21 protein-coding genes are annotated in these 24,654 nt (G+C 70.9%); 5 read left to right on the plus strand and 16 right to left on the minus strand.

What is annotated here, in order from left to right; genetic code table 11:
- Positions 1 to 19: 19 nt before the first annotated feature.
- From C516_RS0103340 to leuC, 12 genes are all read right to left on the minus strand, one after another.
- Positions 20 to 1,297 carry a bifunctional folylpolyglutamate synthase/dihydrofolate synthase gene (locus C516_RS0103340; protein WP_018716950.1) on the minus strand — a complete coding sequence of 426 codons (1,278 nt, stop codon included), beginning with the start codon at positions 1,295 to 1,297 and terminating at the stop codon, positions 20 to 22.
- A gap of 7 nt (positions 1,298 to 1,304) precedes the next feature.
- Positions 1,305 to 2,201: an acetyl-CoA carboxylase, carboxyltransferase subunit beta gene (gene accD / locus C516_RS0103345; protein ID WP_018716951.1), complete on the minus strand. Its 897-nt coding sequence runs from the start codon at positions 2,199 to 2,201 to the stop codon at positions 1,305 to 1,307.
- A 10-nt stretch (positions 2,202 to 2,211) separates the two neighbouring features.
- Positions 2,212 to 3,033, minus strand: a complete 822-nt coding sequence (gene trpA / locus C516_RS0103350; protein ID WP_018716952.1) for a tryptophan synthase subunit alpha — start codon at positions 3,031 to 3,033, stop codon at positions 2,212 to 2,214.
- Positions 3,030 to 4,268: a tryptophan synthase subunit beta gene (trpB, locus tag C516_RS0103355; protein ID WP_018716953.1), complete on the minus strand. Its 1,239-nt coding sequence runs from the start codon at positions 4,266 to 4,268 to the stop codon at positions 3,030 to 3,032. The genes trpA and trpB overlap by 4 nt, the downstream gene beginning before the upstream one ends.
- Positions 4,246 to 4,875, minus strand: a complete 630-nt coding sequence (locus C516_RS0103360; protein ID WP_018716954.1) for a phosphoribosylanthranilate isomerase — start codon at positions 4,873 to 4,875, stop codon at positions 4,246 to 4,248. Before C516_RS0103360 ends, trpB begins: the two co-directional genes overlap by 23 nt.
- A 74-nt stretch (positions 4,876 to 4,949) precedes the next feature.
- Positions 4,950 to 5,735 (minus strand): tRNA pseudouridine(38-40) synthase TruA, encoded by a 786-nt coding sequence (gene truA / locus C516_RS0103365; RefSeq protein ID WP_084594061.1) that lies wholly within the window; start codon positions 5,733 to 5,735, stop codon positions 4,950 to 4,952.
- A 60-nt stretch (positions 5,736 to 5,795) separates the two neighbouring features.
- Positions 5,796 to 6,434 (minus strand): hypothetical protein, encoded by a 639-nt coding sequence (locus C516_RS20325; protein WP_018716956.1) that lies wholly within the window; start codon positions 6,432 to 6,434, stop codon positions 5,796 to 5,798.
- 9 nt (positions 6,435 to 6,443) lie between these two features.
- Positions 6,444 to 9,158, minus strand: coding sequence for a FimV/HubP family polar landmark protein (locus tag C516_RS0103375; RefSeq protein ID WP_018716957.1), 2,715 nt, complete (start codon positions 9,156 to 9,158; stop codon positions 6,444 to 6,446).
- A 232-nt stretch (positions 9,159 to 9,390) separates the two neighbouring features.
- Complete coding sequence (asd, locus tag C516_RS0103380; protein ID WP_018716958.1) at positions 9,391 to 10,506, minus strand: aspartate-semialdehyde dehydrogenase; 1,116 nt, start codon at positions 10,504 to 10,506, stop codon at positions 9,391 to 9,393.
- Positions 10,507 to 10,614: 108 nt separating this feature from the next.
- The gene (leuB, locus tag C516_RS0103385; RefSeq protein WP_018716959.1) at positions 10,615 to 11,697 is read right to left on the minus strand and encodes a 3-isopropylmalate dehydrogenase; all 1,083 of its coding nucleotides are present in this window, start codon (positions 11,695 to 11,697) and stop codon (positions 10,615 to 10,617) included.
- A 31-nt stretch (positions 11,698 to 11,728) separates the two neighbouring features.
- Positions 11,729 to 12,379 (minus strand): 3-isopropylmalate dehydratase small subunit, encoded by a 651-nt coding sequence (gene leuD, locus C516_RS0103390; protein ID WP_018716960.1) that lies wholly within the window; start codon positions 12,377 to 12,379, stop codon positions 11,729 to 11,731.
- A gap of 2 nt (positions 12,380 to 12,381) precedes the next feature.
- Entirely contained in the window at positions 12,382 to 13,785 is a 1,404-nt protein-coding gene (leuC, locus tag C516_RS0103395; protein WP_018716961.1) for a 3-isopropylmalate dehydratase large subunit, read from the minus strand.
- Between the two features lie 135 nt (positions 13,786 to 13,920).
- On the opposite strand from leuC, the gene C516_RS0103400 reads away from it, so the two are divergent.
- Together C516_RS0103400 and lhpI are read left to right on the plus strand one after the other, a co-directional pair.
- Positions 13,921 to 14,808, plus strand: a complete 888-nt coding sequence (locus C516_RS0103400; protein WP_018716962.1) for a LysR family transcriptional regulator — start codon at positions 13,921 to 13,923, stop codon at positions 14,806 to 14,808.
- A 145-nt stretch (positions 14,809 to 14,953) separates the two neighbouring features.
- Positions 14,954 to 16,627 carry a cis-3-hydroxy-L-proline dehydratase gene (gene lhpI, locus C516_RS0103405; protein WP_018716963.1) on the plus strand — a complete coding sequence of 558 codons (1,674 nt, stop codon included), beginning with the start codon at positions 14,954 to 14,956 and terminating at the stop codon, positions 16,625 to 16,627.
- Between the two features lie 8 nt (positions 16,628 to 16,635).
- Here lhpI and aroC read toward each other — a convergent pair whose 3' ends face one another.
- Entirely contained in the window at positions 16,636 to 17,742 is a 1,107-nt protein-coding gene (gene aroC, locus C516_RS0103410; protein WP_018716964.1) for a chorismate synthase, read from the minus strand.
- A gap of 5 nt (positions 17,743 to 17,747) precedes the next feature.
- A complete protein-coding gene (gene prmB, locus C516_RS0103415; RefSeq protein ID WP_018716965.1) occupies positions 17,748 to 18,689 on the minus strand; it encodes a 50S ribosomal protein L3 N(5)-glutamine methyltransferase in 942 nt (313 codons plus the stop codon).
- Positions 18,690 to 18,815: 126 nt separating this feature from the next.
- Here prmB and asd (C516_RS0103425) point away from each other — a divergent pair, with 126 nt between their 5' ends.
- The gene (gene asd / locus C516_RS0103425; protein WP_018716966.1) at positions 18,816 to 19,688 is read left to right on the plus strand and encodes an archaetidylserine decarboxylase; all 873 of its coding nucleotides are present in this window, start codon (positions 18,816 to 18,818) and stop codon (positions 19,686 to 19,688) included.
- Positions 19,689 to 19,698: 10 nt separating this feature from the next.
- Here asd (C516_RS0103425) and epmA read toward each other — a convergent pair whose 3' ends face one another.
- A complete protein-coding gene (epmA, locus tag C516_RS0103430; RefSeq protein WP_018716967.1) occupies positions 19,699 to 20,673 on the minus strand; it encodes an EF-P lysine aminoacylase EpmA in 975 nt (324 codons plus the stop codon).
- Positions 20,670 to 21,239: an elongation factor P gene (efp, locus tag C516_RS0103435; RefSeq protein ID WP_018716968.1), complete on the minus strand. Its 570-nt coding sequence runs from the start codon at positions 21,237 to 21,239 to the stop codon at positions 20,670 to 20,672. The genes epmA and efp overlap by 4 nt, the downstream gene beginning before the upstream one ends.
- Before the next feature lie 117 nt (positions 21,240 to 21,356).
- Here efp and epmB point away from each other — a divergent pair, with 117 nt between their 5' ends.
- Positions 21,357 to 22,394 carry an EF-P beta-lysylation protein EpmB gene (gene epmB, locus C516_RS0103440; protein WP_018716969.1) on the plus strand — a complete coding sequence of 346 codons (1,038 nt, stop codon included), beginning with the start codon at positions 21,357 to 21,359 and terminating at the stop codon, positions 22,392 to 22,394.
- A gap of 171 nt (positions 22,395 to 22,565) precedes the next feature.
- Positions 22,566 to 24,641 carry an EAL domain-containing protein gene (locus C516_RS0103445; RefSeq protein WP_018716970.1) on the plus strand — a complete coding sequence of 692 codons (2,076 nt, stop codon included), beginning with the start codon at positions 22,566 to 22,568 and terminating at the stop codon, positions 24,639 to 24,641.
- Positions 24,642 to 24,654 lie beyond the last annotated feature (13 nt).

A 24,654-nucleotide genomic window follows, 5' to 3' on the forward strand; every position in this document is an offset into this window, starting at 1 on the left:
CGGCACCGCTTGCTCCGCCCTATGGTAGCAGCCTCCGGTGCGCACGGAGCACGTCCTCCGCCACACGGAACGAGCCGAAGGCGATGACCCGGTCGCCGGGCCCCAGGCTGCCGTCGAGCTCCCGCATCAGCGTATCCACCGGCGCGCAGCGTCCGACGCGGCCACCGGCCTCGCGGATCAGGGCGATGAGGTCCTCACTGCGCCGCGCCGACGGATCGTCCAGTGCGAGCACGTGCCAGACGTCGACCGCGTCGTGTAGCGCCGCGACGACACCCCCCGCATCCTTGCGGGACATGATCGCGAACACGGCATGGGTACGGCCCGGGCCGGCTCCCGCGCGCAACCGCTCGCCCAGAGCACGGGCGCCGTCGTGATTATGGGCAACATCCACGTACCACGGCACCGCCCGCTCCAGGCGCTGGAACCGGGCCGGCGCCGTGGCGGCGCCGAGCACGGCCGCCGCGGTGGCGGTGTCCGGCAGCCAGCTGTCACCGAGCCGGCGCAGCGCAGCGACGGCCGCCGCCGGGTTCGCGAGCAGCGCCGCCGGCATGCAGTCCGGCCGCGGGATGGCGTCAAGCGCGCCGGAGGCGTCCTCGTAACGCCAGTGGTCGGCGCCCGGAGTGGCCGTCACGGCACGGAAGGTCTCTCCGATGCGCTCCACCGGGCAGTCCTGCGCCGCGGCGGCGGCCAGCACGCTCGTCGGCGGGTCCGGGTCGGCGAGCACGAGCGGCGTGCCCGGTCGGAGGATGCCCGCCTTCTCGGTGCCGATCGCCTCGCGGTCTTCGCCGAGCCACTCCGTGTGATCTAGGCCCACGCTGGTGATCACCGCTACCGTCGGGGCCAGGACGTTGGTCGCATCCAGGCGCCCGCCGAGGCCGACTTCGAGGACCCACAGGTCACAGCCCGCCTCGCGGAAGCACCATAGCGCCGCCAGGGTCGCGAACTCGAAGTAGCTCAGGGTGACCTCGCCGCGTGCGCGGTCTATCGCATCAAAGGCGGCCAGCAGGCGGTCATCCGATACCGGCTCGCCGTCGATGGCGATACGCTCGTTGAACGCCAGCAGGTGGGGCGAGGTATACGCCCCCGTGCTGTGCCCCGCCGCGCCGGCCAGCGCCGTGACGGCCGCCACGGTGCTGCCCTTGCCGTTGGTCCCGGCGACGGTGACCACGGGCACCGGCGGCCGGTTGAGGCCCATGCGTGCCGCCACCTCGCCGATACGCTCGAGTCCCGGATCGATCGCCCGGGGATGCAGTGTCTCCAGCCATGCAAGCCAGTCGTCGACCCGTTGGAAGCGCAACGTCAGCTCAGCCCTCGATCGCGGCCTGGGGCTGGACCGCCGGTGCCGCCCGTCCGTTGAGCATGGCGATGATACGGGCCAGGCGCTCGCGCATATCACGGCGGTCGATGATGGCATCCACCACGCCGTGCTCCAGCAGGAACTCGGAGCGCTGGAAGCCCTCCGGCAGGGTCTCACGCACCGTCTGCTCGATGACCCGCGGCCCCGCAAAGCCGATGAGGGCCTTGGGCTCGGCGACGTTGACGTCTCCCAGCATGGCAAAGCTCGCGGACACCCCACCGGTGGTCGGGTCGGTGAGCACGGAGATGAACGGCACCCCGGCCTCGCGCAGGCGCGCCAGCACGGCACTGGTCTTGGCCATCTGCATTAGCGAGAACAGCGCCTCCTGCATCCGCGCGCCGCCACTGGCGGTAAAGCACACCAGCGCACTGCGCGACTCGAGCGCAGCGTTGGCGGCGCGCACGAACCGCTCGCCCACCACGGAGCCCATGGAGCCGCCCATGAACGAGAACTCGAAGGCCGCGGCCACCACCGGCACCTCGTGAACGGTGCCGGACATGGCGATCAGCGCATCCTTCTCGCCGGTGTTCTTCTGTGCCTGGACCAGGCGGTCCTTGTACTTCTTGCTGTCGCGAAAACGCAGGATGTCCACCGGCGTCACGTCCGTGCCGATCTCGCTGCCGGAGTCCTCGTCGAGGAACCACTCCAGCCGCCGGCGGGCGCCGATGCGCATATGGTGGCCGCACTTCGGGCAGACCTCGAGGTGGCGCTCGAGCTCCGGGCGGTACAGCACCGCGGTACACTCCTCGCACTTCGTCCACAGCCCCTCGGGAATGCTGCGCGTGCGGCTCCCCCCCGCTTCGGTACGGATACGCGAAGGCATCAGTTTCTCGAACCAGCTCATCGAAATCTCCTCAAGCCGTCGCCTGGCTCCGGACGTCCATGGCCTCGCGCATGCCCCGCACGAGGTCTGCCACCGCCTTGCGACCGGCGGCCGGATCGTCGGCATGCTCGCCGACCAGGCGGACGATGGCACTGCCGACCACGACCGCATCCGAGACGGCAGCGACCCGCGCCGCGGTCGCGGCGTCGCGGATGCCGAAACCGACACCCACCGGCAGTGCGGTGAGGCCCCGGATCGTGTCCACGTGTTCGGCGACATCGTCCACGTCCAGGGTGTCGGCCCCGGTCACGCCCTTGAGCGAGACGTAGTAGACGTAGCCCCGCGCCACGTCGCAGATCGCGGTGATCCGCTCCCGGCGGGTAGTCGGCGCGATCAGCCAGATCGGGGCCAGGCCGGCCTTGCCGAGCACGTCAACGAGGTCGTGACTCTCCTCCGGCGGCAGGTCGACGCAGAGCACACCATCCACACCCGCGTCCCGCGCCTCCGCGGCAAAGGTCTCGTAACCGAGCTGCTCGATGGGATTGAGATACCCCATAAGCACCACCGGGGTGTGCGCGTCCCGTTCCCGGAACCGGCGCACGGCGGCCAGTACGTCGCGCACCGTCGTACCGTGTGCCAGCGCCCGCTCACAGGCAGCCTGGATCACGGGGCCATCCGCCATCGGGTCGGAGAACGGCATCCCAACCTCGATGAGATCCGCGCCGGCATCCACCAGCGTGTGCATCAGCGCAGCGGTCTCCGCCGGCGCCGGATCGCCGCCGGTGATGTAGGGAATCAGGAGCTTGCGCCCGGCCTCCCGCGCGCTCGTGAAACACTGCTCGATACGGCTCATAGCTCCATCCCCTGCAGCGCCGCCACGGTGTTGATGTCCTTGTCGCCGCGGCCGGAGAGGTTCACCACGATGTGCCGGTCGCGCTCCATGCCGGCGGCGAGCTCGCGGGCATACGCGAGTGCGTGGGCCGTCTCCAGCGCCGGCATGATGCCCTCGGTGCGGGTCACCTCGTGGAAGGCATCGATCGCCTGCCCGTCCGTGGCGGAGACGTACTCGGCGCGGCCGGTATCCCGCAGCCACGAATGCTCCGGCCCGACACCCGGGTAGTCCAGGCCGGCGGAGACGGAGTGAGTGCCGAGGATCTGGCCGTCCTCGGTCTCCATGAGATACGTGCGGTTGCCGTGGAGCACGCCCGGCCGGCCGGCCGACAGCGGCGCCGCATGGCGACCCGTGTCGACGCCCTCGCCGCCGGCCTCGACGCCGACGATGCGCACATCGGAATCGCCCAGGAACGGATGAAACAGCCCGATGGCGTTGGACCCACCGCCAACGCAGGCCACCAGTGCGTCCGGCAGCCGGCCCACACGCTCGAGCATCTGCTCCCGGGTCTCGCGCCCGATCACCGACTGGAAATCCCGCACCATGAGCGGATACGGATGCGGCCCGGCCACGGTGCCGATGATGTAGAACGTATCGTCGACGTTCGCGGCCCAGTCCCTGAACGCCTCGTTGAGCGCGTCCTTGAGCGTACGCGAACCGGATTCCACCGGTACCACGCGCGCGCCCAGCAAACGCATTCGGTAAACGTTCACGGACTGGCGGCGCACGTCCTCGGCCCCCATGTAGACGACGCACTCCAGCCCCAGGCGGGCGGCCACCGTCGCCGACGCAACGCCGTGCTGGCCCGCGCCCGTCTCCGCAACGATCCGGCGCTTGCCCATACGCGCGGCGAGCAGCGCCTGGCCCATGGTGTTGTTGATCTTGTGAGCACCCGTGTGATTGAGGTCCTCGCGCTTGAACCAGATCCGCGCGCCGCCGATCCGGTCACTCCACCGCTCGGCCAGGTACAGCGGCGACGGGCGCCCCACGTAGTCACGCAGGTCGCGGTGGAGCTCCTCCTGGAAGGAGGGGTCCTCGCGGTAACGCAGATAGGCCTCGGTGAGCTCCTCGAGCGGGGCCATGAGCAGTTCCGGCACGAAACGGCCGCCGAAACGGCCGAAGTGCCCGGTGCTGTCCGGGAATCCCGCGTAATCAGCGGCGCGCTCACCCGCCTTATTGGTATCGGACACGTTCAACCTCTCTGACGAATGCCTCGATGCGGGCGTGATCCTTGATGCCGGGCGCGCTCTCCACGCCGCTGCTGACGTCCACCGCCCACGGCTGCGTGCGCTCGATGGCCTCGGCGACATTACCGGGGTGCAGGCCACCGGCGAGCACCAGCGGCCTGCCGATGTCACCGGGATAAAGCCCCCAGTCGAACGCGGTACCGGTCCCGCCGGCACCGCCCAGGGCGTGACTGTCCAGGAGAAAGCCGCTGGCGGCGGGATGCCGCGCGGCCTGCGACACGGGATCGGGCTCGCCTTCGGCCATCGCCAGCGCCTTGATGTAGCGCCGCCCGTATCCCTCGCAGTCCACCGCCGGCTCCCGGCCGTGAAACTGGAGCATATCCACCGGCACCGTCTCCAGCACCCGCTCGATATCCGCCCTGGCTGCGTCCAGGAAGAGCGCGACGACGGTGACGAACGGCGGGAGCACCCGGCAGATCGCCGCAGCCGTCTCCGCGCCCACTGCACGCGGGCTGGGCGGATAGAACACCAGACCGATCGCGTCGGCGCCGCTCGCGGCGGCTGCCGCCGCGTCCTCCGCACGGGTGATGCCACAAACCTTGACGCGTGTACGCACTATCCGGCCGCCGTGACGGGACCCGCCCGACATCAGTATGGGAAAGCCTTGAATGTTAACCCGCGGCGAACGGATCACGCAAAAGCGGGCAGCGCCCCCAGCGGTGGCAGCGCGTACACCTGCGGATAGCGGACCCCCACCAGGTAAAGCCCGCCCGCCGGCGCTGTCATACCCCCGCAGCGCCGGTCCCGCGCGGCCAGCACCTCCGCCGCCCAGTCTGGCGGACGATCGCCGCTGCCGACCGCCATGAGCACGCCGGCGATATTGCGGACCATGTGGTGAAGAAACGCATTCGCCTCGATGTCCACGTAGACGAAGCCATCCCCGCCGGAGACCGTCAGCTCATGGATCCGGCGCACCGGGTGCTTCGCCTGGCAGGCGACGGCACGAAACGAGGTGAAATCGTGCTCGCCCACCAGGTGCGCCGCGGCCAAGCGCATCGGTTCGATAGACAGCGCCCGCCAGGTCCAGGAGACACGATCGCGGAGCAGCACCGGGCGCAGCGGGTCCGTGCGAATGACGTAGCGGTAACGCCTGGCCCGCGCCGAGAAACGCGCGTGGAAATCCTGCGCGACCGGGCGCATCCAGCGCACCCCGATCGCGGCGGGCAGGTTGGACGTCACCCCGCGGACCCAGGCGCGTTCCGGGCGTGGCACCGGCGGGTCGAGGTGAACCACCTGGTGGGTGGCATGTACCCCGGCATCCGTCCGCCCGGCACAGGTCACGGTAACCGGCGCGTCCGCGACCCGCGCCAGCGCCGCCTCCAGATCCGCCTGAACCGAGGGTGCGTGGTCCTGTCGCTGCCAACCGCTGTACGCGCTACCGTCGTATTCGATCCCCAGTGCGATCCGCAATGCCATCCTCCGCCTGATTGCCGCCGCCATCGGGGTGCGCGACGCCACACCGCCCGCCGCCCCGGCTCACCCCAGCCACAGCGCCGCGGCGACCGCGCATGCTACCAGCCAGTCCCGTGCGGGTGGCGGTGACATCGACGGCAGCGTCAGCTCCGGCAGCGGCTCGTTCTCTGCGCGCTTCAGGGCGTAATCAAGCGGGCCGGCAACCGCCGCGGCAATACGCCGCCAGCGCGAGCCGCCGCCGCGGGGCGGGCGCCATGCGCCGAGCACGGCGAGACGGTCGAACACCAGGACCAGCCGCACGGCGAAGCGCTGCACGGGCAGCCCGATCCGTGCCAGTGGTGCCACGAGCCAGAGCAGGGCCGCCGCGGTCCGCTCGCGTGCGAGCCCGCCCAGGAGCCTGCGCGCCCCCAGCGCCATGACCAGAAGGATCGCCGCCCGCCGCGCCCCCTCCGAGAGGGCTGCCGCATCCGGCAGCCAGTGGAATGTCGCAGTCGAGAACCAGCCGTAGAAAACGGCAATGGAGAGGAGCAGCCAGCGCAATCGCCGCGCCGAATGAAGGACGCCGGCAAGCGGCCCGGCCGGATCCGAGCCGGCCATGAACACGACAACCAGGCCGACCACGACGGCCGCCCAGTCACCGGCCGCCATGCCCGCCGCCAGCGCGACGAGCACGACGATTCGTACCGACGGATGCAGGTTCAACCCGCGCCGTCAGCCACCGGAGGCGCGCAGGGAGCGGGCCTGCTCGCGCTGCGCGTCGTCGCCCTCCGCCATGACCTCATCGAGCAGGGCCTCCGCGCCTTCGGCGTCCCCCATCTCGATGTAGGCGCGGGCCAGGTCCAGTTTGGTCGCGACCTCGTCCTCCGGCTCCGCGTCCCAATCGTCGTTGTCGCCGAAATCGAATCCACCGCCGATATCGCCGTCATCCACGGACGCCGTATCGGCCCCGGTCGCGGGGGCGTCGTCACCGGCCTGATAACCTTCGTCGCCGCCGAAGTCGAGATCCCCGAGCTCCAGGTCCTCGGCCTCGAAACCGGGGGAGTCCGGCTCGCCCGGCCCCCGCTCTGCCGACGCCGCGGGCGTCCCTTCCTCCGCGGGTCCGTCCGGCGGTGTCGGGAGCTCGAACTCCAGGCCCGGGTCATCGTCAGATGGGGCGGGCACCTCGCTGTCCGACGCCTCGTCCCCGTTCCCGGACGGGGCCAACGAGCCGTCGAACTCCAGCGGTTCCAGGCTGTCCTCCACCGGATACTGACCTTCCCGGGTCGGGTCGGTGCTCGTGAAGGCGTCATCGCCGGCCTGAGTACCGCCCTCCCCCGGATCGAGATCGAATTCCAGCTCCGTACCACCCGCCGGCTCCGGTGCGGCCTGCCCGTCGTCGGCCACCGTCACGCCGGAATCCCCGCCCCCCGTCGAGGCTTCTTCCACACCAGCGGCGGTGCCCGCCGCGTGCGCATACGCCTGCCTCAACGCCTCGCTGGCGCTCTGCTCGCGATCACCGTTACCGGCCACCGGCCCGTCCTCAGCCGCCGACGTGGCCGGAGCCTGTGCCGCGGCCCCCTGCTCGCTTCCGGCAAACAGCGGATTGTCCGGCGCCACGTCCGCGGCCAGCGCGCAGACACGCCGCCATTCGGCGGAGTCCGTATCCTGTATCCGTGCCCGGAGCGCATGGGCCTCGGACTCGAAAGCGGGGCGGTCATCACGGCGCGCCAGCACCTCGAGCAGCTTGACGCGAAGCTGGGTGTTGTCCGGGTCGTCGTCCAGCGCCTTGTCCAGGACCTCCTGGGCGCTGTCGTAGCGGCCGTAGGCGATGAAGAAGTCGGCCTGCTCAGCCGGATCGCCCTCCTCCTCGATGATCTCCGGACCCTCGTTCCTGATGGTGGCGCGCTGGCTGCGGCGGCGCTCCGCCGCCGCCTGCGCCAGGCTGCGCTCGGTCTCGCCCTCGCTGCGGCGGCGACGCATTACCAGCAGCAGCAGCACGAGCAGGAGGACCAGTCCGCCCGCCCCCGCCAGCAGGAGACGGTTCGCAAGCAGCGTATCCAGCGTCCGCTCCACCAGCCCGGTGACACTCGCCGTCTGTGCCGGTACCTCGTTGCCGTCCTGCGCGCCGGCACCCTTGTCGTTGCCGGCCACGCCGCCCCCGGTGTCCGCCTTGTCCCCGGCGTTTCCAGTGTTTCCGGTGTCACCGCCGGCCGCCTCCCGGGCGGCGGAATCCGCCGCCGTCTCGACGGCCGCCTGCCCGGAGGCGTCCCCGTTACCGGCGGGCACGGCACCATCGGCCTCGACGTTGATCGCGCTCTCGAGCCGCGCAAGACGCTGATTCAGCGAATCCAGCTCCTCGGATAGATCCTCGTTCTCCGCGCGGAGGCTAGCCCGGCTTTCCCGGGCGGCCGCCAGCTCGTTCTGCAGGCGCCGGATGTTCTCGGGGCTTGCCGCGAGATCCGCGCTGGCGAGATCCGCCGTGGCCACGCCGGTACCCGTCGGGGCGACCACGCGGAGCTCGCCGCCGGCGCTACCCGGCGACGCCTTCCCGGACTGCCCCTCGGTGGCTGCCTTGTCCCCGGACTCCGGCGCCTTCCCGGACTGAGCGTCATCCTCGCCCGCAGAGGCGGCGGAATCCGGCGCGGATGCCGTCTCCCCGGACGTCGTCTTCGCCGCGTTGCCGTTCCGCCAGGCTGCCATCTGGCGATTGAACTCCCGGCGCGCCTCGGCACGCGAGAGCGCGGTGATGGCCCCCGTCTCCGGAACCTCGAGCACCGCACCGCGGCGCAGACTGTTGATGTTGCCGTTGACGAAGGCCTGCGGGTTCGCCTCGCGCAGAGCGATCATGGTCTGATAGACCCCCGCGCCCTCGGGACGCACGGACTGCGCGACGCTCCAGAGCGTATCGCCGGCACCGACCGGCCCATAGGAGCCCGGTGCCGTGCCGGATGCGGGCGCCACCGCTGAAGACGGTGCGGGCTCCGCCTCCGTTTCCGCCGCGCCGCCGGGCTGCGTCGTCGCCGGTTCGGCGCTCGTCCCCCCGGAGCTGGCGTAGACGGGCGGATCCAGCAACACGGTAAACTCGCGCACCAGACTGCCCCGCGGCCACTCGACGGTGACCACGAAATCGAGGAACGGCTCCTGGATCGGCCGCTGGCTGGTGACGGCGATATAAGGCTGACCGTCGTCGCCGTCGCGGACCTCGAAATTCAGACGGGTGAGATAGAAGGGCCTGGGGACCCCGGCACGTTCGAACTGCTTCTGGCTGGCGAGCCGGACCTCGACCTGATCCGCGTTCGCGGTATCCATGGAAAGCAGCGGAATCCGGGCATCGAATCGCTCGTTGAGGGCCGACCCCGCCTCGATGCGGCCCAGCCCGATCGCCGAGATATTCGCGGAGACCCCCGTCAGCGCAACGAACGTCGCGATCGCGATTCTACGTCGCATAATGTCCCTTGTTGTTGTCACAGCACCCCGGCTCTCCCGCCGGCCCCCGAACGCTGCCCGCTGACCCGGGCCCCCGTCGTGCGCGGCAGCCCCCTCGGTGGGCGCGCATCGGGTGATGCGAATGCACACGGACGTTGGTCCCGGTTTTATCGACTGACCGCGATGGCGTCAACCGCAGACGTCACATCACGAGCCCTCCGCACCGCAGCCTGCACGGCACGGAGGGGCCCGGCTAGCCTTCCAGCACGATACGGAGCATCCGCCGCAGCGGCTCCGCCGCGCCCCACAGGAGCTGGTCGCCGACGGTGAACGCGGACAGATACTCGCCGCCCATCGCCAGCTTGCGCAGCCGCCCGACCGGCGTGCGCAGGGTGCCGGAAACCGCCGCGGGGGTCAGACCCTGCTTGCTCGCCTCCGGCTCGTTGGGCACGACGCTCGCCCACTCGTTGTCCTCGGCGATCATGGACTCGATCTCGTCCAGCGGGGCGTCGCGCGTGAGCTTCACCGTCAGCGCCTGGGCGTGGGAGCGCATCGCGCCGATGCGCACGCAGATCCCGTCGATCGGGATGGGATTGTTGCTGCGCCCGAGGATCTTGTTGGTCTCGACCTGCGCCTTCCACTCCTCCTTGCTCTGGCCGGAGGGCATGGGCTTGTCGATCCACGGGATCAGGCTGCCCGCCAGCGGCACGCCGAAGTGCTCCGCCGGGTAGCCGTCGCCGGCCAGCGCCTCGTTGACGCGCCGGTCGATGTCCAGGATCGCGCTCGCCGGATCCGCCAGCGCCTCGCCGGCGGCGTCGCGGAGATAGCCCATCTGCGCGACGAGCTCGCGCATGTTCTGGGCGCCGGCGCCGGAGGCGGCCTGGTAGGTCATGGGGCTGATCCACTCCACCAGGCCGCTGCGGAACAGCCCGGCCATGCCCATGAGCATGAGACTGACCGTGCAGTTGCCGCCGACGAAGGTGCGCGTGCCGTTGTCCAGGCCCTGGCGGATGACGTCGAGGTTCACCGGATCGAGGACGATGATGCTGTCGTCGGCCATGCGCAGGGTCGACGCCGCGTCGATCCAGTAGCCCTGCCAGCCGGCGTTACGGAGCTTCTCGTAGACCTCACCCGTGTAGTCGCCGCCCTGGGTGGTGACGATGGCGTCCATCGCCTTCAGCGCCTCGATGTCGCGCGCGTCGCCCAGTGGCGCGGCCCCCTTGCCCACGTCCGGGCCGGGCTGGCCTGCCTGGGAGGTGGAGAAGAACACCGGCTCGGGGATGTCGGCGAAGTCGCCTTCGGCGCGCATGCGCTCCATGAGTACGGAGCCGACCATGCCCCGCCAGCCGACGAAACCGATTCGTTTCATGTCTACCTCTTCTGAATGGCTTGTCACTGGGGCGGCGCGGGCCCGAAGGCGCGCCGCCGGACGCCCCCATGATACACGTCTGCCCCGGGGCGTCGCCGCCGGGCCGGCTCAGGCCCCGGCGCGCAGGGCCGCAACCACGGCATCGCCCATGGCGGCGGTGCCCACGGCCCGGCCGCCGTCGGTGTGGATGTCCGGGGTGCGCAGCCCCTGATCGAGCACCTGCCCGACCGCGGTCTCCACACGGGCCGCCAGCTCGCCCTCGCCGAGGCTGTAGCGCAGCAGCATCGCCAGCGAGAGGATCGTCGCCAGCGGGTTGGCACGGTCCTGGCCGGCGATGTCCGGCGCGGAGCCGTGTACCGGCTCATAAAGCCCCCGGGAATGCTCGTCCAGCGAGGCGGACGGCAGCATGCCGATGGAGCCGGTGAGCATCGCCGCACAGTCGGAGAGGATGTCGCCGAACATGTTGCCGGTGACCACCACGTCGAACTGCTTGGGGGCGCGCACGAGCTGCATGGCGGCGTTGTCCACGTACATGTGGTCCAGGGCCACGCCGGGATAGTCCGTGGCCACGCCGTTGACCACCTCGCGCCAGAGCTCGCTGACCTCGAGCACGTTCGCCTTGTCCACCGAGGTGAGCCGGCCCTGGCGCTTGGCGGCGATGTCGAATGCGACCCGCGCGATGCGCCCGATCTCGTCCTCGCCGTATACCAGGGTGTTGTAGCCCCGGCGCTGCCCGGGCTCGCCCTCGATGCCCCGGGGCTCGCCGAAGTAGATGCCTCCGGTGAGCTCGCGCACGATCATGATGTCGAGCCCGGAGACCACCTCCGGACGGAGCGCGGAGGCACCGGCGAGCTGCGGGTAGAGGATCGCCGGGCGCAGGTTCGCGAACAGCCCCAGCTCCGAGCGGATGGCGAGCAGGCCGCGCTCCGGGCGCAGGGCACGCTCGATGCCGTCCCACCGGGGGCCACCCACCGCGCCGAGGAGCACGGCATCCGCCGAGCGCGCGAGCGAGAGCGTCTCCGCCGGCAGCGGGCTGCCGCTGGCGTCGGTGGCGGCACCGCCGATGAGCCCGCGTTCCAGCTCAACCGCCAGGCCGAAGTCGTCGCGGAGCACCGCGAGCACCTTCTCCGCTTCAGCCACAATCTCGGGGCCGATACCGTCGCCGGGGAGTACGAGGATCCTGCTGGTCATGGTCGCTCCTGTCGTCGGGTTGGCTGGCGGCTCACGCGCCGGACCGGGTGAACAGCCACGGCGCCTCCCTGGCGCGCCGGGCCTCGTAGGCCCGGATCTCGTCGGCGTGCTCCAGGGTAAGGCCGATCTCGTCGAGGCCGTTGAGCAGCGCGTGCCGCCGGAAGGCATCGATATCGAAGCCGAACCCCTCGCCGGACGGCGTGGTCACCGTCTGCGACGGCAGGTCGACCGTGAGCCGGTAGCCCGGCTCCGCCGCCGTCTCCTCGAACAGCTTCTGCACCGTTTCCTCAGGGAGAACAACCGGGAGGATGCCATTCTTCGTGCAGTTATTGAAGAAGATGTCCGCGAAGCTCGGCGCGATGACCACCCGGAAGCCGTAGTCGAACAGCGCCCAGGGGGCGTGCTCCCGGGAACTGCCGCAGCCGAAATTGCGCCGCGCCAGCAGGATGCTCGCGCCCTCGTAGCGCGGCTGGTTGAGCACGAAGTCCGGATTCAGCGGGCGCTGGCTGTGGTCCTGCCCCGGCTCGCCGTGGTCGAGATAGCGCCATTCGTCGAACAGGTTCGGTCCGAAGCCCGTGCGCTTGATGGACTTCAGGAACTGCTTCGGGATGATGGCGTCGGTGTCCACGTTCGCGCGGTCCAGGGGCGCGACGATCCCGTCGATCTGCTTGAGCGGCTCCATGATCAGAGGCTCCTCACGTCGGTGAATCGGCCGGCAATGGCGGCGGCGGCGGCCATGGCGGGGCTGACCAGGTGCGTACGTCCGCCCTGCCCCTGACGGCCCTCGAAGTTTCGATTGGAGGTGGCGGCGCAGCGCTCACCGGGCTCGAGGCGGTCGGCGTTCATGGCCAGGCACATGGAGCAGCCCGGCTCACGCCACTCGAAGCCGGCCTCCACGAACACCCGGTCGAGGCCCTCGGCCTCGGCCTGCTGCTTCACCAACCCGGAGCCCGGCACTACCATCGCCAGGGTGATGCCGTCGGCGACCCGGTGCCCGCGCACCACGTCCGCGGCGGCGCGCAGGTCCTCGATGCGGGAGTTCGTGCACGAGCCGATAAAGATCTTGTCCGGGCGGATGTCGCCGATCGGCATGCCCGCCTCCAGTCCCATGTACGCCAGCGCCCGCGCGATACCCTCACGGCGGGTCTCGTCCGCCTCCTCCGCCGGGTCCGGCACACGGCCGTCCACCGGTGCGACCATCTCCGGCGAGGTGCCCCAGCTGACCTGCGGGCGGATGTCCGCCGCATCGATGGTGACAACACGGTCGAACTCCGCGTCCGGGTCCGTGTGCAGGGTCCGCCAGTAGGCAACCGCCTGATCCCAGAGATCTCCCTGGGGCGCGAACGGCCGGCCGCGCATGTATTCGATGGTGGCGTCGTCCACCGCGACCATGCCGCAGCGCGCACCGGCCTCGATGGACATGTTGCACACCGTCATGCGCCCCTCGACGGACAGCGAGCGGATGGTATCGCCGCCGAATTCGATCGCGTAGCCCGTGCCGCCGGCGGTGCCGATCCGGCCGATGACGTGCAGGACGATGTCCTTCGCCGTCACCCCGGGCGGCAGTGTGCCGTTCACCTCGACCAGCATCCGCCGGCTCTTCGCCTGAATGAGCGTCTGCGTGGCCAGCGCATGCTCCACCTCGGAGGTACCGATGCCGAACGCAAGCGCCCCGAGCGCCCCGTGGGTGGACGTGTGGGAGTCGCCGCAAACGACCGTCATGCCGGGCTGCGTGGCGCCCTGCTCGGGGCCGATGACATGGACGATGCCCTGGCGCGGGTCGTTCATGGCGAACTCGGTAATCCCGTACGCCGCACAGTTCTCGTCCAGGGTGTCCACCTGCAACCGCGAGACCGGGTCGGCGATCCCCCCGCGGCGGTCCGTGGTGGGCACATTATGGTCCGCCACCGCGAGATTGGCGTCGGTGCGCCACGGCCGGCGCCCGGCCATTCGCAGGCCCTCGAAGGCCTGCGGCGAGGTGACCTCGTGAACGAGCTGCCGGTCGATATAGAGCAACGCCGTGCCGTCCTCGTTCTCGCGCACTACGTGGGCGTCCCAGAGCTTGTCATAGAGCGTTCGGCCCGCCATGAGCAGTTCTCCCCAGATTCCGGATGCGGCGCCCCCGGGGCGCCAGGACTTAGTCAGCGGGATTGAGTCTAGTGGCCGACAAAGAATAAAATCAATTCATCATTTTTATTATTTGGATTCCATATTGGAATGGATATGGACACCCAGAACCTTGCTGCCTTCGTCGCCGCCGCCGAATATGGCTCGTTCTCCCGCGCTGCCGAGGCCCTGGAACTCACTCAACCCGCGGTGAGCAAGCGCATCTCCGGTCTGGAGGACCGCATCGGCGCCCGCCTGTTCGACCGGGTCGGCCGCCGCGTCGCCCTCACCGAGGCCGGGGAGACCCTCCTTCCCCGGGCCCGGGCCCTACTGGTGATGGTCGACGACACCCGCCGGGCGCTGGACAGTCTCAGCCATGACGTCACCGGGCGGCTCACACTGGCGACGAGCCACCACGTCGGGCTGCACCGGCTGCCGGCGGTGTTGCGGGCATTCACCCGCCACTACCCCGCCGCCGGTCTGGACCTGCGCTTTCTGGACTCCGAGCAGGCGTACCAGGGGGTGCTCGACGGCGCGCTGGAGCTCGCGGTGGTCACCCTGGCCCCGACTCCGGACCCGGCGCTGTCCGTCGTCCCGGTCTGGGTGGACGACCTGCGCTTCGTCTGCGGCCCGGAGCATCCACTCGCCGGCGCCGGGCGCATCGATCTCGCCACGCTGGGGCGCCATGAGGGCGTGCTCCCCGGCAGCCGCACCTTCACCCGCGGCCTGATCGAGGAGCGCTTCGCCCGCGCCGGGGTGACACCGACGATCGCACTGGCAACGAACTACCTGGAGACGCTGAAGATGATGGCGAGCATCGGCCTGGGCTGGAGCGTGCTGCCGGAGACGCTGCTGGACGGGACCCTGCACGTCATCGACGTCGACGAGCCCCCGATCCGGCGGCCCCTCGGCTATCTCTATCACCGCAGCCGCACGCTCTCCAACGCCGCGCGTGCGATGATCGCCGAGCTGGAAACGGTGCGTACCGCCGACACGCGCACTTAGCACCACGTCGGTGGACGCCGGCCGACGCGGCACGATTTCCCTGCGTTGGGGGCGCCCGTTGCAGTAAGGTAACGGGCCGGCCCCGGGCGAGGCCCGGGTCATTAAACGCCGCGGTAACCCCGTCGGCCGCAACAGGAGGTGGAGAATGTCACGCAGCGCCATCGGCGGCGTTGCCCGGGGCCCGGTCCTCGCCAGCGACGAGGGGCTAAGCTTCTGGGGCGGCGTCGATCCCGCAACAGGGACCATCATAGACGCCCATCACCCGCTGTGTGGCGAGAGCGTCGCGGGCACCGTGCTCGCGCTGCCGACGAGCCGGGGGTCGTGCACCGGCAGCGGGGTGCTCCTGGAGCTGATCCGGAACGGCCACGCGCCGGCGGCGCTGGTCTTCCGCGAGCCGGAGGGCGTGCTCACCCTCGGGGCGCTGGTCTCGCGCCATGTCTTCGACGCCACCATCCCCGTGCTGCAGCTCGACGGCGATGACTTCGTCACGCTGGCCGCGGCGGAACATGCCGTCATCGACGGAGCCCGCGTAGAGGCCCCCGGACTTGCGCTAACCCTCCCGACGGTGGATCCGGACTCCGTGGCGCTCTCTCCGGACGACCGCGCCATGCTCGACGGCCGCGACGGCACCGCCGTGCAGGTGGCGATGCGCATCGTGCGCGACATCGCCGCCATCGACGGCGCCAGATGCCTCATCGAGGTCAGCCAGGTGCACATCGACGGCTGCATCTACGCCAGTCCGGCCATCCTCCGGTTCGCCGAGGTCTTCGCGGGGATGCAGGCGCGGGTACGCGTGCCCACGACCACGAACGCAATCTCGGTTGACCACGCGCACTGGCGCGAACAGGGCGTGCCAGAGGCGTTCGGCGACCCGGCCAGCCGGCTCGCCGATGCCTACGTGCAGATGGGGGCGAGGGCGAGCTTCACCTGCGCACCGTACCTCCTGGACAGCGCGCCCAAGGCCCACGACGTCATCGCATGGGCGGAGTCCAACGCGGTGATCTACGCCAACAGCGTGCTCGGCGCCCGCACCGCCAAGCACCCCGACTTCCTCGACCTGTGCATCGCGCTGACCGGCCGGGCGCCGGATTATGACGTCTATCTCGATGAGAACCGCGCCGCGCGGCGGGTACTCGAGATAGACACGCCCGCGGGCTGCGACGACGCCCTGTGGCCGATGCTGGGCTATCTCGCGGGGCTACATGCGCCGGATCGCATCCCGCTGCTGAGGGGGCTTGCAAGCCTGTCCCCGGGCGAGGACGACCTCAAGGCCCTGTGCGCGGCCTTCGGCACGACCTCGGCGGCGCCGATGCTCCACGTCGAGGGCGTGACCCCGGAAGCGGGGCATGTCTCCGCGGACGCGGACACGGTAAGACTCACCCGGGAGGACCTCGCACGGGCCTGGCGGCAGCTCAATGCCGGCCCGGTCGGGATCGATCTGGTCGCCTTCGGCAGTCCCCACTTTTCCCTCGGCGAGTGCCGTGCCCTGGCCGCGGAAATGGCAGGCCAGCACTGTGCCGGGGGCGTGACCGCCATCGTCACGCTGGGGCACGACACCCTCGCCGCCGCCCGCGCCGAGGGCCTGGTCGACCAGCTGGAGGAGGCCGGCGTGCGCATCTACGCCGACATCTGCTGGTGCTCGATCTCCGAGCCGGTATTCCCGCCGGAGGCACGGACCCTGATGACAAACTCCGGGAAGTACGCCCACTACGCCCCCGGGCTCAGCGGCCGTTCCGTGCGTTTCGGCAGCCTCGCGGACTGCGCCCTCGCCGCGCGCACGGGCCGCGCGCCGGACACCCCGCCGGCCTGGCTGGGGTAGGCGGGGCGCTATTCCGGCGGGGCCGCCGGCGGGATCACCGGCGTGTCGGTGTGCACGTCGGCGTTCTGGGCGCGGTGGCGGAGGTAGTGGTCCATCAGGGTCAGCGCCGTCATAGCCTCCGCGATCGGGGTGGCGCGCACACCGACGCAGGGGTCGTGGCGGCCGGTGGTCACGACCTCGTCCGGCGCACCGGTCACGTCCACGGATCGGCCCGGCACACGGATGCTCGAGGTCGGCTTGAGGGCGATGCGGGCGACGATGTCCTGGCCGGTGGAGATCCCGCCGAGCACGCCGCCGGCGTTGTTCGACAGGAAGCCGGCGGGCGTGATCTCGTCGCGGTGCTCGGAGCCGCGCTGGGTCACCGCCTCGAAGCCGGCCCCGAACTCCACGCCCTTGACCGCGTTGATGCCCATCAGCGCCCGCGCCAGTTCGGCGTCGAGACGGTCGAAGACCGGTTCGCCAAGCCCCACCGGCAGCCCCTCGGCCACCACCGTCACGGCGGCACCGGCGGAGTCGCCGTCGCGGCGGAGCTGGTCCATGTAGGCCTCGAGCTCCGGCACACGGTCCGGGTCCGCGCAGAAGAACGGGTTCGTCTCCACGGCGGGCCAGTCCACCAGGCCCAGCTCGAAGGGCCCGAGCGCGCTCAGGTAGCCGCGTACGGACACCCCCAGGTGCTCCGCGAGGTAGCGCCGGGCGATGGCGCCGGCGGCCACGCGCATCGCCGTCTCCCGCGCCGACGAGCGCCCGCCGCCGCGGTAATCGCGGATGCCGTACTTCTGATGATAGGTGTAATCCGCATGGCCGGGCCGGAAGCTGTCCTTGATGCGCCCGTAGTCCCGGGAACGCTGGTCGGCGTTCTCGATCAGCAGCCCAATGGGCGTGCCGGTGGTCACCCCCTCGAACACCCCGGAGAGGATGCGCACGCGGTCTGGCTCGCGGCGCTGGGAGGTATAGCGCGAGCGCCCCGGCGCACGGCGGTCGAGGTCGTGCTGGAGGTCCGCCTCGGTGATCGCCAGCCCCGGCGGGCAGCCGTCGACGATCGCGCCCAGGGCCTCGCCGTGGGACTCGCCGAAGGTGGTGACGGTAAACAGTTTTCCGAAGGTATTCCCGGACATACGCGTCAGACCGAAGATTCAGGGTTGAGATGGCCGGCGGCCAGCGCCGCGCGCAGTGCCGCCGCCGTGACCACGAACACGCCCACGCCGCCGCGCTCGAAGGCGAGCCAGGTGAGCGGAAGATCCGGATACGCCGCCTCCATCGCCGGGGCGCTGTGCCCGACCTCGCAGACCAGCACGCCGTCGTCGGTGAGCCGTGCGGTGGCCTCCACGAGCAGGCGGTGGACATAGTCGAGGCCATCCTCCCCCGCCGCCAGCGCCATGCGCGGCTCGTGGCGGTATTCCTCCGGCAGCGCGTCCATCGCGGGTGCGTCCACGTACGGCGGGTTGGCCACGATCACGTCGTAGGCCGGCTCCGCAGGAGGCCCGGCGAGAAGATCGGAGGCGCGCACGTGCACCCGCTCGCGCACGCCATGACGGTCCGCGTTGATGCGGGCCACCGCGAGGGCGTCCTCGGAGATATCCAGCGCGTCCACCTCGCAGCCCGGCAGGGCCAGGGCGCAGGCGATGGCGATGCAGCCGCTGCCCGTGCCCACGTCCGCGATGCGGGTGACCTCGTCGGGATCCGCCCAGGGCTGGAAGCCCGCCTCGATCAGCTCCGCCACCGGGGAGCGCGGGATCAGCACGCGCTCGTCGACATAGAACGCCAGCCCCGCGAACCAGGCCTCGTGGGTGATGTAGGGCAACGGCAGGCGCTGCTCGACGCGCTGGTGGACCCGGGCGACGATCGCCGCCTTCTCCTCACCGGTCAGGCGGCAGCCGAGGTAGGCGTCGTGGGTGTCCGGCGGCAGGTGCAGCGTGTGCAGCACCAGCGCGGCCGCCTCGTCGATGGCGTTGTCCGTGCCGTGGCCGTAGCACACGCCCGCCGCCTCGAAGCGCGAGGCGCCCCAGCGCACGAAATCGGCGATGGTCTCCAGCTCCGGCGGGACACGGTTGGCGTCGCTCATGATCGGCTCCTGCTCTCGCGAGCGGGGATACTAACCCGAGCGGTGCCCCGCTGTCCGCTCCGGGCTTCCGCCGCCGCGCCGATCCGCGGATAATGCCCGTCCCCGAGCCAGCCGGAAGCGAGCGCGATGAGCCGAGACCAGCCCGCGGGCGCGATGGACCGCGTGAAATCCCTCGCCCTCTATCCCCTGCCGCACCACGCGGTATCGCGGCTGGTCGGCCGGGTCACGCGGATGCGCACCCGCTGGGTGCGGGACGTGTTGATCCGCACCTTCGTGCGCGCCTTCGGCGTGGACCTCGCCGACGCCGAGGGCGATGTCCCCGGCGACTGGCCGGACTTCAACGCCTTCTTCACCCGCGCCCTGCGCCCCGGGACCCGGCCGCTGCCGGACGACGGCGCCGCCATCGCCTCGCCGGTGGACGGCACCGTCAGCGAGGCCGGGCACATCGCCGCCGGCGAGCTGATCCAGGCCAAGGGCCAGCGCTTCGGGCTGCGCGCGCTCCTCGGCGGCGACGCCGAGCTCGCGGAGCGCTTCCGCGATGGCGCCTGGGCCACGCTCTACCTCTCACCGCGGGACTACCACCGCGTCCACATGCCCGGGGACGGCCGCCCGAGCGCCATGATCCACGTACCCGGGCGGCTGTTCAGCGTCGCCCCGCACACGGTCCGCGCGGTCCCCGGTCTGTTCGCGCGCAACGAGCGCGTGGTGTGCCTGTTCGACGGCGCGGACGGCCCCTTCGCCGTGATCCTTGTCGGCGCGATCTGCGTCGCCAGCATCGAGACCGTCTGGCACGGCGTGGTGACGCCGCCGGCGGGCCGGCGCGTGCGCGCCTGGCACTACCGCAACGCCGCCCTGCTGGAACGCGGTGCGGAGATGGGCCGGTTCAACATGGGCTCCACCGCGATCCTGCTCTACCCGCGCGGCCGCGTGGACTGGGCGACGGATCTCCGGCCCGGCCGGCACCTGCGCATGGGCGAGGCCATCGGCCGGCACCTCTAACGGGCCGCGGTCAGGCCCGCTCCACCGGGAAGGCGATGACCCCGTCGATCCGCGTGGCTCCCAGGGCGACCATGAACAGCCGGTCGAGCCCCAGGGCCACACCGGCACAGTCGGGCAGCCCCGCCTCCAGCGCGGCGAGCAGGCGCTCGTCGATCAGCGGCACGGGCTGCCCGGCCGCCACACGGTGCTCGCGATCCGCCTCGAACCGGCGACGCTGCTCCGCGGCATTGGTGAGTTCGTGGAAGCCGTTGGCGATCTCCAGGCCGTCGATGAAAAGCTCGAAGCGCTCGGCCACCCGTGGATCGCGCGGAGACAGCCGGGCGAGCGCGGCCTGTGAGGCGGGAAAGTCGGTGACGAAGTCGAAGGCGTCCTGCCCCAGCACTGGGGCGATGCGGGCACCGAAGAGCAGATCGAGGCCGTCGTCGCGGTCGAGCCCCGCGACCGTCGTGCCGGGAACGGCGGCGGCGACGCACTCGCGTACCTCGTCGGCAGCCGCGGTGAGCGGGTCCAGGCCCAGGTGCGTGCGGAACAGTGCCGCGTAGGCGTGCCGGCGCACGGGGCGGGGGCCCGCGATCCGCGCGGCCAGCTCCGCCACCTCCGCCATCAGGTCCTCGTGGTCGAGGCCCGGGCGGTACCACTCCAGCAGGGTGAACTCGGGATTGTGCCGGGCGCCACGCTCGCCGGCACGGAAGGCGCGTGCGACCTGGTAGATCGCGCCCATGCCGGCGGCGAGCAGCCGTTTCATGGCGTATTCGGGGGAGGTCTGCAGCCAGAGGCGGCCGGAGGGCGGCGCCCCGGGGCCGTCGTAGTTCACCCCGAGGCCGTCGAGGTGTACGTCCGTGACCCCGGCGGCGGCAAGGCTCGGGGTCTCGACCTCGACCACGCCGCGCTCCGCGAAGAAGGCGCGGACGTCGGCGAGCAGCGCGGCCCGGCGACGCAGCGTCTCCGGGCTCGCGCTCGGGCGCCAGTCAGTGGCGTCGATCACTCCTTGGCGCGGGAGATATAGGCGCCATTACGGGTGTCCACCTTGAGGACCTCGCCCTCCTCGATGAACAGCGGCACCTGGACCACCGCGCCGGTCTCGAGGGTGGCGGGCTTGCTGCCGCCGCTGGAGGTGTCGCCGCGCAGGCCGGGATCCGTCTGCACCACCTTGAGCTGGACGTGCGGCGGCGCCTCCACGGACAGCGGCTCACCGTTGTAGAGGGTGATGTTGCACACGTCCTGCTCCTTGAGCCACTTGGCGGCATCGCCCACGGCGGCCTCGTTCGCCGCGTGCTGCTCGAAGGTCTCCGGGTCCATGAAGTACCAGAACTCGCCGTCGGAGTAGAGATACTGCATCTCCGTCTCCATGACGTCGGCGGCCTCGACGGTGTCCCCGGACTTGAAGGTGCGGTCGATGACCTTGCCGGTCTTGAGGTTGCGGACCTTCACACGGTTGAAGGCCTGGCCCTTGCCCGGCTTGACGAATTCGTTGTCGACGATGGCATAGGGATCGCCGTCGAGCATGATCTTGAGGCCGGACTTGAACTGGTTGGTGCTGAAGCTCGCCATGGATTACCCCGGATTGACGACCCCCGAGCGGGGGCGGTGATTCACTCCCGCGGGTGCGCTACCATCGCCCCGCGAACAACGCCGCGAATGCTAACGGAAAAGCGCCGACTATAGAACATGGTGAACGCCCAGGCCGCCTCCACGACCACCCGGAGCGAACCGCCGGCGTGGCAACGCGCCCTCGCGGAAGCGATCCGCGACCCACGGGAGCTGCTGGACACGCTGGCACTACCGCACACGCTGCTCGACGGCGCCCGCACCGGTGCGGCGCTGTTCCCGCTGCGCGTGCCGCGGGGCTACGCCGCGCGCATGCGCCGCGGCGACCCGGACGACCCGCTGCTTCGCCAGGTCCTGCCGGTGGCCGCGGAGGCTCGGTCCACACCGGGATTTGTCGACGACCCGGTGGGCGACCTCGACGTCGTGCGCCCCGGCGGCATCCTGCACAAGTACCGCGGCCGGGCGCTGATCGTCGCCACCGGCGCGTGCGCTGTGAACTGCCGCTACTGCTTCCGCCGCGCGTTCCCCTACAGTGAGCACCAGGCCGCACCGCACCAGTGGCGTGAGGCGCTGGACACCCTCCGCGGCGACCCGTCGATCGAAGAGGTCATCCTGAGCGGCGGCGACCCGCTGAGCCTCTCCGACCGCCGCCTCGCCGCCCTCGCCGAGGGCCTCGCCGGGATCGGTCATGTGCGGCGGCTGCGCGTACATACCCGGTTACCGGTGGTGCTGCCCGAGCGTGTCGACGACGGTCTGCTGGACTGGCTCGCCGGGACCCGCCTGGCCCCGGTGATGGTCATCCACGCCAACCACCCCGCGGAGCTCGACGGCGACGTGGCCGCGGCCCTCGCGCGCCTGCGGGAAAACGGCGTCACGCTGCTCAACCAGACGGTGCTGCTGCGCGGGATCAATGACGCGGTGGCGACGCTCGCAGCGCTCTCCGAGCGGCTGTTCGAGCAGGGGGTGATGCCGTACTACCTGCACCTGCTCGATCCGGTGCGCGGCGCCGGCCACTTCGATGTGGACGAGCGGGAGGCCGCCGGCCTGATGCGCGGGCTCGCCGATCGCCTGCCCGGCTACCTGGTACCCCGGCTCGTCCGCGAGGTTCCCGGGCGCAGCGCCAAGACCCACATTGCCTGGGACACGGCCCCGCCGTAAGGCGAACGATTCGACATACCGCGAAACCGCCGGTTGTCGCGATGGCGCAACTCGCCCACTATAGCCTCCCGGGGCCGCCTCCGGCGGGGCGCACCGCTCTCCGGGGCGGCGGCAGCGCTCCGCCGCAGCAGCCACGGCAAAGGAATCCGTGACGATAACAGCCGAGAGCTCATGCCCAGCGACCACACACTGCGCCTGCTGATCGCCGAGGACTCCCTCAACGACGCCGAACGTCTCGTCAGCGTCCTGCGCAATGTCGGCTACGCCGTGCGCCCGACCCGTACCGACGACGGCGAGGCATTGCAGGCGGCGCTGCACGGCCAGGCTCAGGATATCCTGATCTGCGCCCCGGGGCTGACGGACCTGCCGCTGGACGAGGCGCTGCGGGTCATACAGCAGTCGGGGCACGACCTGGGGGTGCTCGTACTCACCGAGGCGGAGGATCCGGAGCTGCGCCGCGAGGTGATGGCCATGGGGGTGGCCGACCTCGTGACCAAGGCCGATCCCGACCATTTCCGGTACGTGATGGACCGCGAGTTCGCGGCGCTGCAGGCGCGTCGTGCCCAGCGCCGGCTGGAGGCCGCGCTCAGCGAGAGCGAGCGCCGCTGCGAGAATCTGCTGGAGAGCTCCCGCGACGCCATCGCGTACGTCCACGACGGCATGCACATCTACGCCAATCACGCCTACGCCGAGCGCTTCGGCCTGGACGACCGCGAGGAGGTGGAGGGCATGCCCCTGCTCGACCTCATCGCACCGACCGAGCAGGCGGCCTTCCGTGAGCGCTTCCGGGCCTATGCCCGCGACGGCGAGACCTCCGCGGAGATCGCCACGCGGCTGCGCGACGCCAACGGTGAGGAACGCGACGCCCACGTCGTGCTGACCGAGGGCAGCTGGGACGGCGAGCATGCCACCCAGATCCTCATCCGGGGCCAGCAGCAGAATGACGACGCCCTGGCCGAGCGCCTGGAGCATCTCTCGCGCCAGGACATGCTCACCGGCCTGCTCAACCGCAACCACTTCCTCACCCATTTGGGCAAGCGGCTCACCAGCAACCATGCCGAGGAGGCCGGCACCCAGCACGGCCTGCTCTATCTGCGCATCGACCGCAGCGATACCATTCAGCACAACCTCGGCATCGGCGCCCTCGACCAGGTGATAGCGGACACCGCGGACTGCCTCGAGGCCCAGCTCCCGGAGGGGGCCGCCCCCGCGCGTTACGCGGACACCGCCTTCGTCGCACTGCTCCCCGGCGCCAACGTCCACGACGCCCTCGCCGTCGCCGAATCCGTGCGCGAGGCCGCCTCACGTCAGACCAGCGATGTCGACGGCCATACCGTGAACAAGACGGTGAGCGTGGGCATCGCCATGATCGGCGACAACGTCGCGACCGCGGAGCAGGCGGTCAACCTCGCCGCCGAGGCCATGGACCAGGCCGCCCGCGAGGGCGGCGACCGCGTCCACCTCCACCAGGGCGCCGCCGAGGCCGGCGACGATACCAGCGCCCTCGGTCCGCGGCTGGAAAAGGCCTTGTCCGACGGCCTGATCGAGTGCCTCTACCAGCCGGTGGTCGGACTGGGCGACGATGCCCCGGCGCGTTACCAGCTCCATTACCGCCTCAGCGACGACGACGGCCTGGTCGACCAGGCCACGCTGAGCAAGGCGGCCGCCGAGGCCGGACTGGCGGCGGCGCTGGACCGCTACATCCTCGACGCCGGCCTCCGCGCCCTCGCCGGGCAGGGCGGAGACGGGCCGAGCCTGTTCGTCCCGGTGTGCGCCGACAGCCTCGCGGACGCCGGCTTCGAGACCCTGGTCGCCGCCGCCCTGGACGAGCATGGCCTGCGCCCGCGGCAGCTGATCATCGAGCTACGCGAGTCCGTCGCGATCACGCAGTTCATGCAGATCGGGCGGATCGCCGAGGCCTTCTCGCGCGCCGGTATCGGCCTGTGCCTGACCGAGTTCGGCACCGGCCTGGACTCCTTCCGCATCCTCTACAACCTGCCGGTGGGCTTCGTACGCCTCGATCCGGTGCTGCTGGAGGATCTCTACGCCGGGCGCGGCGCGGACGACCACCTCAACAAGCTCGCCAGCGCCGCCCACGAGGCGGAATGCCTGATCATCGCCGAGGGCCTGACCGAGGCAGTGCATATCGCCCGCCTCTGGCAGCTCAACATCGACCTCATGCAGGGCGAGTTCCTTCAGGGCCCCGCCCCGGCCATGGACTACGACTTCGCGGGTATGGTCATCTGACGCCCGGCACGCT

The organism is Arhodomonas aquaeolei DSM 8974, assembly GCF_000374645.1.
GTDB lineage: Bacteria > Pseudomonadota > Gammaproteobacteria > Nitrococcales > Nitrococcaceae > Arhodomonas > Arhodomonas aquaeolei.